Here is a 16,349-nt window from a genome sequence, read left to right as displayed (position 1 = left end):
GTTTCGGGCAGACACGGAGACCCTATGAAGACCCTGCTCAAGTTCCTCGCCTGGACCCTGCTGGCCTTGATCGCCGCCGCCACCGCCCTGGGCCTGCACACCGCCTACGGCAAGCCCCTGAAGATCAGCTGGTTCTACGAACGCGTGTTCATCGAATATGCGCTGGACGATCCGGAGATGCTGACCTCCCTGCGCATGCTGCCGCCGTGGCTGAACTGGTACGGCGACGACCTCACCGACCGTTCGCCGGCCCAGGCGCGTGCCATGCAGGAAAAACTCCGCGAGGACCTGGCCACCCTGCGCAGCTACGATCGCGCCGACCTGGACGAGTCGGGCCGGCTGTCCTACGACATCCTCGAGTATTTCCTGGCCGTGCAGCAGGACGGCGAGCGATTTGCCCAGCACGACTACCCGCTCAATCCCCTGTTCGGCGTCCAGAACGGCCTGCCCACCTTCCTGGCCGTGCAGCACGCGGTCAATTCGGCAGGTGATGGCGAGGATTATGTGGCGCGTCTGGAGAAGTTCCCGGGCATGGCCGCCCAGGTGCTCGAAGGCCTGCGCGAGCGCGAACAGGCCGGCATCCTGCCGCCCACCTTCGTGGTGGAAAAGGTGCTGGCGGAAATGCGCGCCTTCGAACAGACGCCGGCGACGCAGAACATCCTGTACACCTCCTTCGAGGAGAAGCTGGCGAAGATGCCCGAAGGCGGGATCGATGACCAGGCGCGCCAGGCCCTGCTCGACCAGGCGCAGGCCGCCATCACCGGCAAGGTGCAACCGGCCTATCGGCAGTTCATCGACTACTACGCGAAGCTGCTGCCCCAGACCCGGGGCAACCACGGCGCCTGGTCGTTGCCCGATGGCGAGGCGTATTACGCCTGGGCCGCGCGCATGCACACCAGCACCGACATGACGCCTGCGCAGATCCACCAGTTGGGCCTGGACGAGGTCGCCCGCATCGAGGCCGAGATGCACGCGATCCTGGTGGCCGAAGGGCTGGCCGAGGGCAGCATCGGCGAACGCGTGCAGGTGATCGCTTCGCGGCCCGAGCAGTTGTACCCGGATACCGACGAGGGCCGGGCGGCGATCATCGCCGACTTCACCGCCATCATCGAAGAGATCGACGCCGGGCTCGGCAGCGCATTCAACGTGCGTCCCAAGCAGGGCGTGGTGGTGGAGCGCGTGCCCGAGTTCCGCGAAAAAACGGCGCCGGGCGCCTATTACAACCCGCCGGCCTTCGATGGCTCGCGGCCCGGCATCTTCTCGATCAACCTGCGCAACACCGCCGAGGTGGCGAAGTTCGGCATGCGCACCCTGGCTTATCACGAGGCCATCCCCGGGCACCATTTCCAGACCACCATCCAGCAGGAACTGACCGGGGTGCCGACCTTCCGCAAGGTCCTGCCGTTCACCGCGTTTTCCGAAGGCTGGGCCCTGTACAGCGAACGCCTGGCCTGGGAGCTGGGTTTCCAGGACCAGCCGCTGGACAACCTGGGCCGGCTGCAGGGGGAAATGTTCCGCGCCGTGCGCCTGGTGGTGGACACCGGCATGCACGACAAACGCTGGACCCGCGAGCAGGCCATCGCCTACATGACCGAAAAAACCGGCATGCCGCAGACCGACGTGGTCGCGGAGATCGAGCGTTACCTGGTGATGCCCGGCCAGGCGCTGGCCTACAAGGTCGGGATGCAGAAGATCCTGGAGCTGCGCGCCCGCGCCAAGGCGGGCCTGGGCGAAAAATTCGACCTGGCGGCCTTCCACGACCTGGTGCTGACCGGCGGTGACCTGCCGCTGGCCCTGCTCGAGCAGCGCGTGGATGCCTGGATCGCGGAGCAGGGCGGTCAGTGAATCCCGGCATCACGGTCCGGCGCCTGTCGGGCGCCGGCATCGGTCCCTGGCTGGACGAAGTGGCGCGGCTGCGGGTGGCGGTGTTCCGCGACTGGCCCTACCTGTATGAAGGCGACCCGGCCTACGAACGCGAGTACCTGCAGGCCTACGCGAACTCGGCCGACAGCGTCGTGGTGCTCGCCTTCGACGGCGACAGGGTGGTCGGTGCCTCGACCGGCCTGCCGTTGGCCGACGACAGCGCGGAGTTCCGCAAGCCCTTCCAGGACGCGGGCCGCCCGGTGGACGAGGTGTTCTATTTCGGCGAGTCGGTGTTGCTGCCGGCGTTCCGGGGACAGGGGCTGGGCCACCGGTTTTTCGACGAGCGCGAGGCGCATGCGGCCTTGCTCGGTCGCTTCACGTGCACGGCCTTCTGCGCGGTGGATCGCGATCCGGCCGACCCGCGCCGGCCGCCCGGGCACCGGGGCAACGAGGCCTTCTGGGAAAAGCGCGGCTACGTGCGGCAGCCGGGACTCACGGTGCAACTGGCCTGGCGTGAAATCGGCGAAGACAAGCCGTCGGAAAAGCCCTTGACCTTCTGGCTGCGCCACATCCGCACCTGACACGGCTTTGTTGGAGGGACTTCAGTCCCGATGCCCTTGGCCTTTGGCCAAGCACCGCGTCGCCCTCGTTGGTTTCGCGAGTGGAGGCGCCGCGTCTTCGCCCCGACCGACACGCCGCAAGTACGTCCATGTAGGCTCCTCGTCGACATCCATGTCTCCGAGGGTCGGCCGGGGCGAAGGCGCGACACCTCCTCGATCTCCAATCGTGGCCGACGGGAAAGCCGTCGCTCGGCAAGTCGAAGCGTCAGCGCATTCGTTGCAGACAAGCGGCGCGCCTTTGATCTTCTGTCGGCCCCGACGTTCATTCCAGGAGGTAGCGTGCATCTGCCCAGGCCGACTCTCGGAGACATGGATGTCGACGAGAAGCCCCCATGGATGGGTTCACGGCGCGTCGGTCAGGGCAGATGCACGCTGCCTCCACCCGCGAAACGAGCGGCGGCGACACTTGGCCAAAGGCCAAGGGCATCGGGACTGAAGTCCCTCCCATGGACTCACACCGGAGCGACGATCCAAAGTGACAGGGAGCCCAGCGCCAGGCCGATGCCGGTGGCGGCAAGTACGTCGCTGGGGTAGTGCAGGCCCAGGACGATCCGCGAGGCGGCGACGCTGGCGGCGAAGGGCAGCAGCAGCGGCATCAGTCCCGGGTAGTGGGCGAGGGCGACCACGGAGAAGGCCACCGCGTGCAGCGTGTGGCCGGACGGAAAACTGAATTCGTCCAGCGGCACCACCCAGGGCCGGATGCGCACATCGGCGGCAAAGGGACGCGGGCGCCGTGTCCAGCGCTTGAGCTTGCGGTACATCAGCAGCGCCACCAGGCCGGTAGCGGCCAGCTGCGCCGACACGGCCAGGCCGCGCCAGCCGTCGAAGACGATCAGCGCGGCCATCAGCGCGTACCAGAAGGCGCCATCACCCAGGCGGCTGACGGCCCGGAAGTACGCCCGCACGATCGCGCGCGTGCCCCATCGGTTTGCCGCCAGGCACCAGGCTTGCTCGCGGTCCGACATGCGGCGGACCCGGGTGTTCATGCCGCTTGCTCCCGGCGACCGCCCAGCCCCCGGAGCAGCGAGGCGAAGTCGCGGGCAACCCGGCCGGGGTGGAGGTGCTGCACGGCACGCCGCGCCGCTTCCCCCTGGTGGCGCAGGCCGTCGCCGGCGGCGGTGTCCACCAGCGCCCTTACGAAGCCAGCCTCGTCGCCGAACGCCACCGCCGCGCCGTGCAGGCCGTTGCGCAGGTGTTCGCGGGCGGCACCGTAGTCGAAGGCCACCGTGGCGATGCCGCTGGCCATGGCTTCGAGCGTGACGTTGCCGAAGGTTTCCGAGAGGCTGGGGAAACAGAAGACATCGGCGCTGGCGAAATGCCGCGCCAGGTCTTCGCCGCGAAGCACGCCGGCGAACAGGAAGTCCGGGTTGGCCGCCTGCAGGCCGGCGCGGGCCGGGCCGTCGCCGACCCAGACGAAACGTGCGTCCGGGCGCCGCTTCTGCAGTTCGCGGTAGGCGCGCACGGCCAGCGGCAGGTTCTTCTCCGGGGCGATGCGGCCCACGTGTACCAGGACGGGTGCACCGTCGGCGGCACCCCAGCGGGCCCGCAGCGAAGGATCACGGAAATCCGGATGGAAGCCGTTGGTGTCCACCGCCCGGCCCAGGTGCGCCACCTGCCGGAAACCCTGCTGCGTGAGCTGGTCCCGAAGCTCCGCAGTCGGCACCAGGGTCGCGTCCGCACGGTTGTGGAAGCGCCGCAGCCAGGCGAACACCCAGGGGCTCAGGAAACCGGCCCCGTAGCGGCCCACGTAGTCATCGAAGCGGGTATGGAAGCCGGTGGCGACCGGGATGCCCAGCTGGCGGCAGGCGCGCAGCGCCGACCAGCCCAGCGGGCCTTCGGTGGCGATGTAGACCGCGTCGGGCCGCGACGCCTGCCAGCGCGCCAGCAGCCGGCGACCGGCGGGCAGGCCGAAACGCAGGCCCGGATAGCGCGGGATCGGCGCGCCCTCGACCAGCATCAGCATGGGGTCCCGGGACGGGCCGTCGTCTTCGCGTTCGGGCCGGACCACGCCCACCGCATGGCCCAGGTCGCGCAGGCCCTGTTCCAGCGCCTGCACGGTCAGGGCGACGCCGTTGACGTCGGGCGGGTAGGTTTCGGTCACCAGTTCGATGTGCAGGTGCTTGTCCATGCACCGCAGGTTGCCGCCGCCATGTGCCAGGACCGTGACCGGGGCATGACGCCGGCGTTACGGTGCTCAGGTCGTGCGCAGCACCAGCCGGTGGTCGTAGCCCGGCAGCAGTTCGCGTTCGGTTTCCAGGTCCAGCCGGGTCAGCGGGTGTCCTTCGAGCCAGCGCTTGGGCAGGCGCAGCAGCAACTGATTGCCGTCCACGTCCAGTTCGACCACCGGCAGCGGGTCGCGGTCGTGGCTGCGGTGCATCAGCACCGCCAGGCGCAGCAGCAGGGCGCAGCGCTGCACGTTGGCGACCAGGCGGTCGGGCACCTTGTCGAAACTGGCCGGGTTGGGGTTGCGGCGCTGGTTGCGCACCAGCGCCGCCAGGGTTTGCTGCTCGGTGCGCGAGAAGCCGGCGATGTCCGAGTTCTCGACCAGGTAGGCGCCGTGCTGGTGGTACTGGCTGTGCGCGATGACCAGGCCGATTTCGTGGATGCGCGCGGCCCATGCCAGCAGGCGGCGGTTGTCGGGGTCCAGGCGCCAGGGCAGCTCGGCCTGGTCGAACAGGCTCAGGGCCGTGGCTTCGACCCGCGCCGCCTGCTCGGTGTCCACTTCGTAGCGTGCCTGCAGGGCCCGGATGGATTCGTCGCGGGGGTCTTCCTGGCGGTCGCGGCCGAGCAGGTCGTAGAGCACGCCTTCGCGCATGGCGTGGTCGCTGACGTACATGCGTTCGATGCCCAGTGCGCCGAACGCCGCGTCGAGCACCAGCAGGCCGCCGGCGAAGATCGGCCGGCGCTCGCCCGACAGGCCGGGCAGCTTGATGCTCTCGAGGGTGTCGAAGTCGAGCAGCTTCTCGCGGATCGCCGCGAGGCTGTCCTGGGTGATCGAGACCTTGGTGAGCTTCATCTTCACCGAGACGTCGCAGATCGCCTTGATCGTGCCGGACGAACCCATGGCCTCGTGCCAGCCGCGGCGGCGGTAGGCCTCGGAAAACTGCTGGAACTCGGCGGCCAGTTCGGTGCGCGCTTCCTTCCAGCGTTTGCGGTTGATCCGGCCGTCGCCGAAGAAGCGCCGGGTGGTGGCGATGCAGCCCATCTGCAGGCTTTCGCGCTCCAGCGCCTCGAAACCCTCGCCGATGATGACCTCGGTGGAGCCGCCGCCGATGTCCATCACCAGCCGGCTGCGGCCCGGTTCAGGCGGGTTGCCGTGGGTCACGCCCAGGTAGATCAGGCGCGCCTCCTCACGGCCGGCCACGACTTCGATGCCATGGCCGAGCGCGGTTTCGGCCGGCATCAGGAAGGACTGGGGATTGGCCAGCTGGCGCACGGTATTGGTGGCGATGGCGCGTACACGCGGCGCCGGCAGGGTGCGGATGCGCTGGCCGAAGCGGGCAAGGCAGTCGAGCGCGCGCGGCATCACCGACGGGTCCAGCCCGCCGTGGCCATCGAGGCCTTCGGCCAGGCGTACGGTTTCCTTGATGCGGTCGACGATGCGCAGCTGGCCCATCAGGTAGCGGGCCACGACCATGTGGAAGCTGTTCGAGCCCAGGTCCACGGCCGCCAGCATGTCGCCGTCCTTGAGCGGTGGCGTGGCTTCAATCGGCATCAGGTCATCCGCAGAGTTTGGCCAGGAGCGCGCCCTGCGCAGAATAGGGCATCTCGCCCTCCGCCGGCGAGACGTGGTCGTAACTGCCGTCCTCGCGCAACTCCCAGGCCTGCTGGTTGTCGGCGAGGTAGTTGGCCAGCTCCTCGTCGTAAACGCGTTCGGCCAGGCGCGGGTCGATGATGGGGAAGCAGGTTTCGACGCGGCGTAGCAGGTTGCGCTCCATCCAGTCGGCGCTCGAGCAGAAGATCTCGGGCTTGCCGCCGTTGCCGAACCAGTACACGCGGCTGTGTTCGAGGAAGCGCCCGACCACCGAGCGCACGGTGATGTTTTCCGACACGCCCGGCACGCCCGGGCGCAGGCAGCAGGCGCCGCGCACGATGAGCTCGACCTTCACGCCGGCCTGCGAGGCCTCGTACAGCGCCCGGATGACGCTGGCTTCGTTGAGCGCATTCATCTTGGCGATGATGTGCCCGCCCTTGCCGGCGCGCGCCAGCTTCGCCTCGCGCTCGATGCGCATCAGGATGCCCTTGTGCAGGGTAAAGGGCGATTGCATCATTTTCCGCAGCTTGATCGACGGCGCCAGGCCGGACAGCTGCTGGAAGATGTCGTGCACGTCGGCGGCGATGTCCGGGTCCGAACTCATCAGGCCGATGTCGGTGTAGGCGCGGGCGGTGCCAGCGTGGTAGTTGCCGGTGCCCAGGTGCACGTAGCGCTGCAGCTTCTTGCCTTCGCGGCGCACGATCAACATCATCTTGGCGTGGGTCTTGTAGCCGACCACGCCGTACATCACCTGCACGCCGGCTTCCTGCAGCTGGTCGGCCAGGCGGATGTTGGCTTCTTCGTCGAAGCGCGCGCGCAGTTCCACCACCACCGTCACGTCCTTGCCGTTGCGGGCGGCCGTGATCAGGTGGTCGATGATCTTGCTGTCCTTGCCGGTGCGGTAGAGCGTCTGCTTGATCGCCAGTACGTCGGGGTCGTGCGCGGCGTGCTGGAGCAGGTCGAGCACCGACTGGAAGCTCTGGTAGGGATGGTGCAGCAGCACGTCGCGCTGGCGCAGCGTTTCGAACGGGGCATCGGCGTCGAGGGCCACGGCGCCGGGCTTGAACGCCGGGAACTTCAGGTCGGGGCGGTCCACCAGGTCGTAGACCTGGGTGACGCGGTTGATGTTGACCGGACCATTGATGCGGTAGACCGCGTTTTCGGTCAGGCCGAAGTTCTGCAGCAGGGTGCGCACGATCGGCTTGGGGCAGTGCTCGGCGATTTCCAGGCGCACCGCGGGCCGGAAGCCGCGACTGGCCAGTTCGTCCTTGAGCGCGCTGGCGAGGTTCTCGACTTCCTCCTCGTCGACGAACAGCTCCGAATTGCGGGTGACGCGGAACTGGTAGGCCCCCTTGACCCGCATGCCGGTGAACAGGTCGTCCACGAAGGCGGTGAGCACGGCCGAGAGCAGCACGAAGTCGTGCTCGCCGCCCGAAATCTCCGGCGGAAGCTGGATGATTCGCGGCAAGGAGCGCGGCGCCCGGACGATGGCCATGCCGCCGTTGCGCCCGAACGCGTCCTTGCCTTCCAGCACCACCACCACGTTGAGCGACTTGTTGAGGATGCGCGGGAACGGATGCACCGGGTCCAGGCCCAGGGGCGAGAGCACCGGCAGCAGCTCGTCGCGGAAGTAGCGGTGGAGCCATTTTCGCTGGCGCGCGTTCCAGGACGAGTGCGCCAGGATGCGGATGCCGGAAGCATTGAGCTCCGGACGCAGGGCTTCGTTCCAGTAGCGGTACTGCTCGGCCACCAGTTCGGCGGCCTTGTCGTGGATCAGCTCAAGCGCCCGCGACGGCGGGATGCCGTCGGGCGGCAGCGGTCCGCCGAACTGCAGGGCGGTGCGCACGGTGGCGGCACGGATCTCGAAGAACTCGTCGAGGTTGGTGCAGCTGATGCACAGGTAGCGCAGGCGCTCGAGCAGCGGCACCCGCGGGTCCTTGGCCTGGGCGAGGACCCGGAAATTGAACTCCAGCTGCGACAGTTCGCGGTTGAGATAGAGCTCTGGCGCGTGCAGGTCGGGCGTGCTGGCGCAGGCTTCGGGGCTGTCGGGACTCATGCCCCTAGCTTACGACGTCCGGGGCGTCGTCGGCGCCCCAGCCGCCCGCCTGGCCACGCATGCGCACCCGGGCCGGCCCGAACACGCAGGCGAAGGTGCTGCCGCGACCGACCTCGCTTTCCACCTCCAGCCGGGCCTGGTGCAGGCTGAGAACGTGCTTGACGATCGACAGGCCGAGGCCGGTGCCGCCGGACTCGCGCGAACGGCTGGTCGAGACCCGGTAAAACCGTTCGGTGATGCGCGGCAGGTGCTGTTCCGGAATGCCGTAGCCGGTGTCCTGCACGGCCAGGCGCACGCCCCCGCCGGCCGTGTGTTCGAAGCGGATGAGCACGTTGCCGCCGGTGGGCGTGTAGCGGATGGCGTTCGACACCAGGTTGGAGAAGGCGCTGTGCAGCTCCTTGGTCGAACCGGTGAGGTCGCAGCCGGCGCTGTCCTCGACCCGGACCGTGTGCCGGCCCTGGCTCAGGGCCTCGGCTTCGCGGCGGAGCGTGACCAGCATCGGCGCCATGGCCAGCGGCTCCTCGGGCAGGGATTCCTGGGCCTCCAGGCGTGAAAGCGTCAGCAGGTCCTCGACCAGCTGGGTCATGCGCTGCGACTGCCGGCGCATTTCCTCGACCATCACCGCCAGTTCGGGGTGCTCCTCCGGCTCGATCATGTCCAGGTAGCCGTGCACCACGGTCAACGGCGTGCGCAGTTCATGCGAGACGTTGGCGACGAAGTCCCGGCGCACCTGTTCGAGCCGCATCAACTTGGTGACGTCGCGAACGACCACCAGCCACTGCGAGCTGGAGTAGGGGATCAGGCGCAGGCTGATGCGCACCATCGGATCGGCGGGGCTGGACAGGTCGGTGAGCGGCTCGTCGGTCTCTCCGGCGGCCAGCCAGGCCTGGACGCGCGGCTGGGCCAGGAAGGTGTCGGCCAGCGGCTGGCCCAGGGCCTGCGGGTAGCGCAGGCCCAGCAGGTGCCGGGCGGTCTTGTTGAACCAGACCAGGCGGCCGTCGCGGCGGCCAATCACCAGCGCGCCATCGGGCATGGCGGTGGCGGCCTGCCGGTAGGCACGCAGCAGCTGCACCAGGCGGCGGCCCCGGCGGCGGTTTTCGGTCTGGCGACGGTGGATCAGTGTTTCCAGCGCCGCCCAGAGGCCCTGGCCATCGACGGTCTGCAGCTGCTTGCGCCAGTCCAGGAAGCGCAGCACCCGGTACAGGCGCCAGTAGGCCCGGGCGGCCACCACGGCGGTGGCCAGGCCCAGCGCCCACCAGGGCTCGCGCAGCCACAGGCCCAGCGCGATCGCCACGGCATAAAAAAGCAGCAGCCTTATCAGGGACTGACGCCAGGCCAGCCGCAGCAGCATCGATACGCTCATCCGCGCGCCCGGCCTCAGCCTGTCGCCGCGGAGAAGCGGTAGCCGGCGCCGCGTACGGTCTGGACCATGTTGTCCAGGCCGAAGGGTTCGAGCGCCTTGCGCAGGCGGCGGATGTGCACGTCCACGGTGCGTTCCTCCACGTAGACGTTGCCGCCCCAGACGTGGTCGAGCAGCTGCGTGCGGGTGTAGACGCGTTCGGCGTGGGTCATGAAGAAGTGGAGCAGGCGGTACTCCGTCGGGCCCACGTGCAGGGGCTGGTCGCTGGCGAAAACGCGGTGGGCGGCGCCGTCGATGCGCAGGCCACCCACTGCAACGGAACCGTCATCTTCGTCGTCCCGGGCCCGGCGCATGACGGCCCGGATGCGGGCCAGGAGTTCGCGGGCCGAAAAGGGCTTGACCACATAGTCGTCCACGCCCGACTCCAGGCCCGAGACCCGGTCGTTTTCCTCGCCGCGGGCGGTGAGCATGATGATCGGCACGTCGCGGGTCAGTTCGTCCTTGCGCCAGCGGCGGGCCAGCTCCAGGCCGGAGGTGCCAGGCAGCATCCAGTCGAGCAGGATCAGGTCGGGGACCTTTTCGGAAATGGCGACCTGGGCTTCGCGGGCATCGCCGGCGTGGGCGGGCTCGTAGTCGGCCTTGCGCAGGGCGTAGGCCACCATCTCGCGGATGGCGGGTTCGTCGTCGACGATGAGGATGCGTTTCTGCACTGGCGTACCGTGTCATCGGGTGGGGTCGGGTGCAAGTAGATAAAACTTTTGTGACCTCCCCGTGACACCCCCTGCCGGCGGCCCCCGCAGGCCCTAGCGCCGGTCGGGACGCTGTTCCTCGGCCCGGATGCCCTGGCGGCGCATCTCCAGCACCACCGGGGTGATCGCGGCCATGCGCGCCTCGATGCGGGCGCGCTGGTAATAGCTCAGGTCCTCGCGCTGCTTGAGGCGTTCGAGCTGGTTGAGCGCGTCCACCGCGCGGCCATTGAGGAAAGCCGCTTCGGCATAAGCCTCGCCGGCCCGGATCTCGTCGCCGGCCAGTTCACTCGCCCGGGCGAAGTTGCGCTGGAAAAGCGGGTCGTCGCCGGCGGTCGGCAGCAGCGGCCGCAGCACGTCCTGGGCCCGTCGGCCGGCGTCGGCGGTGGCCCGTTCGCCCAGGACCTCGGCATAGGCCAGGCGCACGGCCCGGCTTTCGGGGTGGCGCGAGAGCAGGGCTTCGAACAACGTCGTGACTTCGGCGTGCGGGCGGTGCAGGGCGGCGGTTTCGGCGCGCGCCAGCTCCAGCCACAGGTCGCCCGGATGTTTGGCCAGCAGGGCGTCGAGGGTGGCGGCAGCCTCGCGCGGCCGGCCGGCGCGCTGCTGGGCCAGGGCCAGGCCATAGCGCAGGGCGTCGTTGTCCTTCTGGCCGGGCGCCTTGGCCAGGGCTTCGTATTCGAGCAGCGACTGGCGCGGGCTGCTGGCGCTGAGTACGCGCAGGCGTTCGCGCGCCCAGGGGAAGATTTGATCGCGATCGAGCGCGGCGCCACCGTGGACGGCCAGGCTCAGCTCGCCGGGCAGCAGCAGCGATGTCCGCGCCGGTGCGGTCACCGGGGCGGGCACGTTCGCAGCCTGCATGCGGTTGGCCAGCTGGCGGGTTTCACTGATGCGCGTGGTGGTGACCGGGTGGGTGCGAAGGTACTCGGGGAGCTGGTAACCGCCGGAGTTGCCGCGGTTGACCCGCTGCATGCGCTCGAAGAAATCGGCCATGCCGTTGGGGTCGTAGCCGGCGCGGTCCAGGGTCTGGATGCCGATGCGGTCGGCTTCCGATTCGTTCGAACGGGTGTAGTCGATCTGGCGCTGCTGGATCAGGGCCATCGCACCGGCGACGGCAGCCATCGAGGCATTGCTGCTGGAGCTGTCGCGGCCGCCGCTGTCGCCCACGGCCTGGGCCGCGGCGATGGCGCCGAGCATGGCCAGCATGATCGGCACCTGGTCCTTGCTGGCGCGTTCGTAGGCGCGCAGTACGTGGCGCTGGGTGACGTGGGCGATTTCGTGCGCCATCACGCCGGCGACCTCGGCTTCGGTTTCGGCGGTGAGCACCAGGCCGGCGTTCATGCCGATGTAGCCGCCCAGCGTGGCGAAGGCGTTGATCTGCCGGTCGCGCATCATGAAGAAGTTGTATTCGTTCATGGGCACGTCGCTGGCGGCGGCCAGGCGGTAGCCCATGGACTGCAGCCAGTCGTCCACCAGCGGGTCTTCGACCAGCATGTTCAGCCGGCGCAGCTCGTAGCGCAGGTAAGCCCCGTATTCGGCTTCGGTGGCCGGGTCGATCATCTCGGCGGCCGACGAGCCAATGTCGGGCAGGGAGCTGTCCTGGGCACGGGCACCGCAGGCCAGGGTGATGGCCAGGCTGAGGGTGGCGGTGGCGAGGATGCGCAAGGCGGGCTCCGGACAGGGGTGGTCGAAGCATAGCGGCTGCGGGAGCCGGCGCGGGTGAACCGGTGGTTAACCCGCGCGCCGCGCGCCGCAGCGTTGCAGCCGCCGGCTGGAAAAGGCCGCCGCCCGGCCCCACACTGCGCACTGAACTCCCGGAGAGCCCCGTGTCCAAGGTCCTGATGTACACCACCGCCGTCTGCCCCTACTGCGTGGCAGCGAAGAACTTCCTGAAGTCGCGTGGCGCGCAGTGGGAGGAGGTCAGGGTGGACCTCGACCTCGAGCGCCGCCGCGAGATGATGACGCGCACCGAGCGCACCTCGGTGCCGCAGATATTCGTCGGTGACACGCACGTCGGCGGCTACGACGAGCTGGTGGCCCTGGACCGCGCCGGCGGCCTCAAGCCCCTGCTCGAGGGCCAGGCGTGAGCGCCGGCGAGGACAAGGAGGGCGGCGACCGCGTCGCCGAGTTCAGCGCCTTCCGCAAGCGCATGAACGAACGCATCCTGGCCGAGGACAACCAGGTCGTGCGCCGCTTCTTCGCGCTCGACACCCAGACCTATCGCGCCGGCGCCCTGGACGTGAAGACCAAGGAACTGATGGGTCTGACGGCCTCGATGGTGCTTCGCTGCGACGACTGCATCGCCTACCACGTGGCCCAGTGCAAGCAGGCCGGGGTCAGCCGGGACGAACTTTTCGAGGCCTTCAGCGTGGCCCTGGTGGTGGGCGGCTCGATCGTGATCCCGCACCTGCGAAGGGCGGTGGATTTCCTGGACCAGCTCGAAGGCGGCGAGGCCGGCGACGCCGCGGAGCCGGCTGGCCACGGCCACTGAACCGGGCTACGACCAAGGTCCAATCGGGCAGTGATGGGTTGATTGAGGCATAATATTGCGCCTTCGGCGGCCTGCTGGCCGCCAGAACCCTTTGGAAGAACAAGAACTTATGACCCAGACGATTGCGGTGATCCGTGGCGACGGCATTGGCCCGGAGATCATGGATGCCACCCTCAAGGTGCTCGATGCCCTCGACCTGGGCCTGTCCTACGACTTCGTCGAGGCCGGCCTGGTCGCCTACGAAAAGCAGGGCGAGCTGCTCCCCACGGCCACCATGGACGCCATCCGCAAGCATCGCGTGGCGCTCAAGAGCCCGCTGACCACGCCGGTGGGCGAGGGTTTTTCGTCGATCAACGTCGAGCTTCGCAAGCGCTTCGACCTGTACGCCAACGTGCGCCCGGCGATCAGCTTCCCGAACACGAAGTCGCGCTACGAGAACATCGACCTGATCACGGTGCGCGAGAACACCGAAGGCGCCTACATCGGCGAGGGCCAGAACCTCACCGCCGACGGCGAGACCGCCACGCTCACCCAGAAGATCACCCGTCGCGGCTCCGAGCGCATCGTGCGCTACGCCTTCGACCTGGCGCGCCGCATCGGCCGCAAGAAGGTGACGGTGGTGCACAAGGCCAACATCCTCAAGTCCACGTCCGGCCTGTTCCTGAAGGTCGCGCGCCAGGTGGCCACGGAATACCCGGACATCCAGTGCAACGACATGATCGTGGACAACACCTGCATGCAGCTGGTGATGCGTCCCGAACAGTTCGACGTGATCGTCACGACCAACCTCTTCGGCGACATCATTTCCGACCTGTGCGCCGGTCTCGTCGGCGGCCTGGGCCTGGCCCCGGGTGCGAACATCGGCACCGAAGCGGCGATCTTTGAAGCGGTGCACGGCTCGGCGCCCGACATCGCCGGCAAGGGCATCGCCAACCCGGTGGCGCTGCTGCTGGGCGCGGCCCAGATGCTCGACCACCTGGGCCACAACGACGCCGCCCGCCGCCTGCGCCAGGCCATCGTCGAGACCATGACCGCCAAGGACAACCTGACCCCCGACCTGGGCGGCAGCGGCACCACCGAGTCCTTCGCCCAGGCGATCGCGAACCGCGCCAAGGCCTGAAGACCCGGCCTTCGAGCGAGAAAAAAGAAGGGCGCCGACAGGCGCCCTTCTTGCGTCCATCCCTGGCGCGCGCGGCCAACCGCATCACAACAGATGCAGCACCCATCCGGCGACGTAGCACGAGAAGGCCAGCACGATTCCCCGAAAGGGCACGCTGAACCAATAGCGCTTGCCGAGGAATACGAAGCCGGCGAGAAAAACCAGTCCGATTCCCATCAGGTACAGCGACTCGAAAAGCAGCGCTGGCTGCATGGTTGCCAGGTAGCCGTAGACCAGGCCGAAGAGCATGGCGCCGCCGCTGTGGCTGGCATTGAAGCCGATCCAGGCCTTCCACATCGTCGTTTCGCGCGTGATGCCGGGCGAATCGGCTTCCATGCTTTGGCGCAGCGCCGGATCGCGCGGCAGGAGCTTGGGCCCGTGGAAGGTGTAGAGCAGGTGCACCGAGCCCAGCAGCAGCAGGATGGCGGCGCTGGCGATGACCAGACTAACGGCAAGGACTTCCATGGACACCCCTCCTGTGGCCACTCAGTCTGAAGCAGGCGTATCCCGGGAAGAAGGCGGCACGTAGATAGCCACCGCGCTCGCCTTCCTGCGGCTGGTGGGAATGCCCAGGCCGACGCCGACGGCGCCATGACTGCCGTAACTGGCGCCGCCCACGGACATGCCCACGGGCGAACGCGCCTGTCCCATGCCGACGATGATCAGGCCATTGGCGCCCAGCGCGGCGGCCTCGGCGCGCAGCCGGTCGATGACGGCACGCTCCTGGCCCGGGGTGCCGAATCCGATGCCACTGGCGGCCTCGAGTTGGGCCACGTCCACGGACCCGGGCGGCGCGGCGCGGTAGATGCGCACCTCGGAGGGGTCGATGGGCGCGCGAGCGGGTCCGAGCATCAAATGCTGGGTGCTGGCGCAGCCCGCCAGCACCAGGGCCGACAGCAGCAGGGCGGAAAGGAATCGTTTCATGGCGTGACTCCCGCAGGGTGGAAACCGCAGGCCTGAATGGTCGCACGGTTGGGGCTGGTCCTGGCGCGCCGGGCAAGACCCTGGGTCAGTCGGCGAAGGATGCCAAGGCGCGGAGTCGTACGACTTGGGCGGGAAGCTCCATGTGCAGCTCCGCATGGGCCAGTGCCAGCCGGGCCTGGGCGCGGGCCGCGGTGGCGAGTTCCTCGTTGCCCAGCGACGCCAGCGTGTTCAGGGTCTTCATCAGCCTCGTGCCGACCTCGATCGTACCGGCACCGTCGCGGGCGATCGCGGTAAAAGCATCCTCGACCAGGTCGGAGAGCGAAATTTCGGGAACCTGCACCAGCGGGTATTCCGGGCTGCCGGCTTCGGGCACGGTGCGCACCCATTCCACGAAGATCCTGACCAGGCGGCCGGTCACGTCAATGGCCGTGCCGGGGTCGTTCACCGCCGGCGAAAGCGCCCGGCCGGCGATCTCGGACAGCACGACCATGCCAAAGCGCGGGTCGCCGTCGAATTCACGGGTTTGCGAAATGCGAAACGCCGAGCGCAGCGTCCCGGCGACCTTCTCCGTCACTCCGGTCCGGGCGCCGTCGACCCGGACCAGCGCCCGGCCCGGGACCATGAAGGCGCCGGGCAGGGCCGTCACTTCGACCACCAGCTGGTTTTGCTTCGCACACTCCTGAAGGCAGGCCATGTCGATGGCGCAAACGAAGCCAACGTCGTCGGCCTCAACCGGCAGCGAGCCTGGCGGCAGCCCCGTCGCTGGCACCCCGCCGCGCAGCGGAGACCTGCGATAGCTTCGGATGGCGCCCGTTACCGCCTCTTCGGCGCGCTGGTTGGTATTTCCCTGGCGGCCCAGCCGGGCGATGCGGTCCACCCAGCGCACGAAGGTAAGGATCACCAGCGCGAAAACGACCGCCGTCTCGATGAACAGCACGAACCGCCCGACGGTCTCGAAACTGCTGTTTTCCAGCGCGACCAGGCCGACCACGCCGAAGATGAAGGCGCCGACGAAGATCGAATAGGCGTTCTGGGACGTGTCGTCGGCCAGTACCAGCGGAAAGGAGCGGGGCGAGGAGTGGTTGCTGGCCGAGGCATAGGCCGAAACCATCGCGCCGGCCGCGAAGATGGCGATCACCAGCATGCTCGAGGCCATGATCGACAACAGTGATTCGATCGAATCCGCCGAAACTTCCGGCGGATTCCGCATCAGCCACTCGCTGTCCAGCACCCAGGCCAGGCCCACGCCCAGCACCGACAGCAGGCAGGCGGCCAGCGGCTTGGCCCAGAGCCGCTGGCGCAGGTCCAGCAGGAGCGCGCGCAGCCGGGAGAGCAGCCGGCCGGCCATCACAGCGCGTCCCTGGCCGCCATGCCGGCGA

General features: G+C 68.6%; 15 protein-coding genes. 5 read left to right on the top strand and 10 right to left on the bottom strand.

Annotated features, from left to right (window positions below):
• Positions 1-24 precede the first annotated feature (24 nt).
• Positions 25-1,845 carry a DUF885 domain-containing protein gene (locus ACYVJH_RS05020; protein WP_460453540.1) on the top strand — a complete coding sequence of 607 codons (1,821 nt, stop codon included), beginning with the start codon at positions 25-27 and terminating at the stop codon, positions 1,843-1,845.
• Complete coding sequence (locus tag ACYVJH_RS05015; protein ID WP_460453539.1) at positions 1,842-2,444, top strand: GNAT family N-acetyltransferase; 603 nt, start codon at positions 1,842-1,844, stop codon at positions 2,442-2,444. The genes ACYVJH_RS05020 and ACYVJH_RS05015 overlap by 4 nt, the downstream gene beginning before the upstream one ends.
• A 491-nt stretch (positions 2,445-2,935) precedes the next feature.
• Here ACYVJH_RS05015 and ACYVJH_RS05010 read toward each other — a convergent pair whose 3' ends face one another.
• The 7 genes from ACYVJH_RS05010 to ACYVJH_RS04980 all read right to left on the bottom strand — a co-directional run bounded on the left by ACYVJH_RS05010 (position 2,936) and on the right by ACYVJH_RS04980 (position 12,061).
• On the bottom strand, positions 2,936-3,469 hold the full coding sequence (locus tag ACYVJH_RS05010; RefSeq protein WP_460453538.1) for a phosphatase PAP2 family protein: 534 nt from the start codon (positions 3,467-3,469) through the stop codon (positions 2,936-2,938).
• Complete coding sequence (locus ACYVJH_RS05005) at positions 3,466-4,599, bottom strand: glycosyltransferase family 4 protein (protein ID WP_460454270.1); 1,134 nt, start codon at positions 4,597-4,599, stop codon at positions 3,466-3,468. The genes ACYVJH_RS05010 and ACYVJH_RS05005 overlap by 4 nt, the downstream gene beginning before the upstream one ends.
• Before the next feature lie 78 nt (positions 4,600-4,677).
• A complete protein-coding gene (gene ppx, locus ACYVJH_RS05000) occupies positions 4,678-6,198 on the bottom strand; it encodes an exopolyphosphatase (protein ID WP_460453537.1) in 1,521 nt (506 codons plus the stop codon).
• Between the two features lie 4 nt (positions 6,199-6,202).
• On the bottom strand, positions 6,203-8,293 hold the full coding sequence (gene ppk1, locus ACYVJH_RS04995; RefSeq protein WP_460453536.1) for a polyphosphate kinase 1: 2,091 nt from the start codon (positions 8,291-8,293) through the stop codon (positions 6,203-6,205).
• Between the two features lie 4 nt (positions 8,294-8,297).
• Complete coding sequence (gene phoR / locus ACYVJH_RS04990) at positions 8,298-9,656, bottom strand: phosphate regulon sensor histidine kinase PhoR (protein WP_460453535.1); 1,359 nt, start codon at positions 9,654-9,656, stop codon at positions 8,298-8,300.
• A 14-nt stretch (positions 9,657-9,670) separates the two neighbouring features.
• The gene (phoB, locus tag ACYVJH_RS04985; RefSeq protein ID WP_460453534.1) at positions 9,671-10,363 is read right to left on the bottom strand and encodes a phosphate regulon transcriptional regulator PhoB; all 693 of its coding nucleotides are present in this window, start codon (positions 10,361-10,363) and stop codon (positions 9,671-9,673) included.
• 93 nt (positions 10,364-10,456) lie between these two features.
• Positions 10,457-12,061, bottom strand: coding sequence for a M48 family metalloprotease (locus tag ACYVJH_RS04980; RefSeq protein ID WP_460453533.1), 1,605 nt, complete (start codon positions 12,059-12,061; stop codon positions 10,457-10,459).
• A 176-nt stretch (positions 12,062-12,237) separates the two neighbouring features.
• Here ACYVJH_RS04980 and grxC point away from each other — a divergent pair, with 176 nt between their 5' ends.
• The 3 genes from grxC (at position 12,238) to ACYVJH_RS04965 (ending at position 14,007) form a co-directional block, all read left to right on the top strand.
• A complete protein-coding gene (gene grxC, locus ACYVJH_RS04975; protein ID WP_460454269.1) occupies positions 12,238-12,483 on the top strand; it encodes a glutaredoxin 3 in 246 nt (81 codons plus the stop codon).
• A 62-nt stretch (positions 12,484-12,545) separates the two neighbouring features.
• A complete protein-coding gene (locus ACYVJH_RS04970) occupies positions 12,546-12,887 on the top strand; it encodes a carboxymuconolactone decarboxylase family protein (protein ID WP_460454268.1) in 342 nt (113 codons plus the stop codon).
• 109 nt (positions 12,888-12,996) lie between these two features.
• The gene (locus tag ACYVJH_RS04965; protein ID WP_460453532.1) at positions 12,997-14,007 is read left to right on the top strand and encodes an isocitrate dehydrogenase; all 1,011 of its coding nucleotides are present in this window, start codon (positions 12,997-12,999) and stop codon (positions 14,005-14,007) included.
• An 84-nt stretch (positions 14,008-14,091) separates the two neighbouring features.
• Here the strand turns inward: ACYVJH_RS04965 and ACYVJH_RS04960 are convergent, their stop codons facing one another.
• From ACYVJH_RS04960 to ACYVJH_RS04950, 3 genes are all read right to left on the bottom strand, one after another.
• A complete protein-coding gene (locus ACYVJH_RS04960; RefSeq protein WP_460453531.1) occupies positions 14,092-14,511 on the bottom strand; it encodes an LIC_13387 family protein in 420 nt (139 codons plus the stop codon).
• A gap of 21 nt (positions 14,512-14,532) precedes the next feature.
• Entirely contained in the window at positions 14,533-14,970 is a 438-nt protein-coding gene (locus ACYVJH_RS04955; RefSeq protein ID WP_460453530.1) for a hypothetical protein, read from the bottom strand.
• Positions 14,971-15,055: 85 nt separating this feature from the next.
• Positions 15,056-16,318, bottom strand: a complete 1,263-nt coding sequence (locus tag ACYVJH_RS04950) for a DUF2254 domain-containing protein (protein ID WP_460453529.1) — start codon at positions 16,316-16,318, stop codon at positions 15,056-15,058.
• Positions 16,319-16,349 lie beyond the last annotated feature (31 nt).

The organism is Arenimonas aestuarii (genome assembly GCF_054781715.1).
Note: the sequence above shows the minus strand (reverse complement) of the source record. Positions and strands in the feature narration are given on the sequence as shown.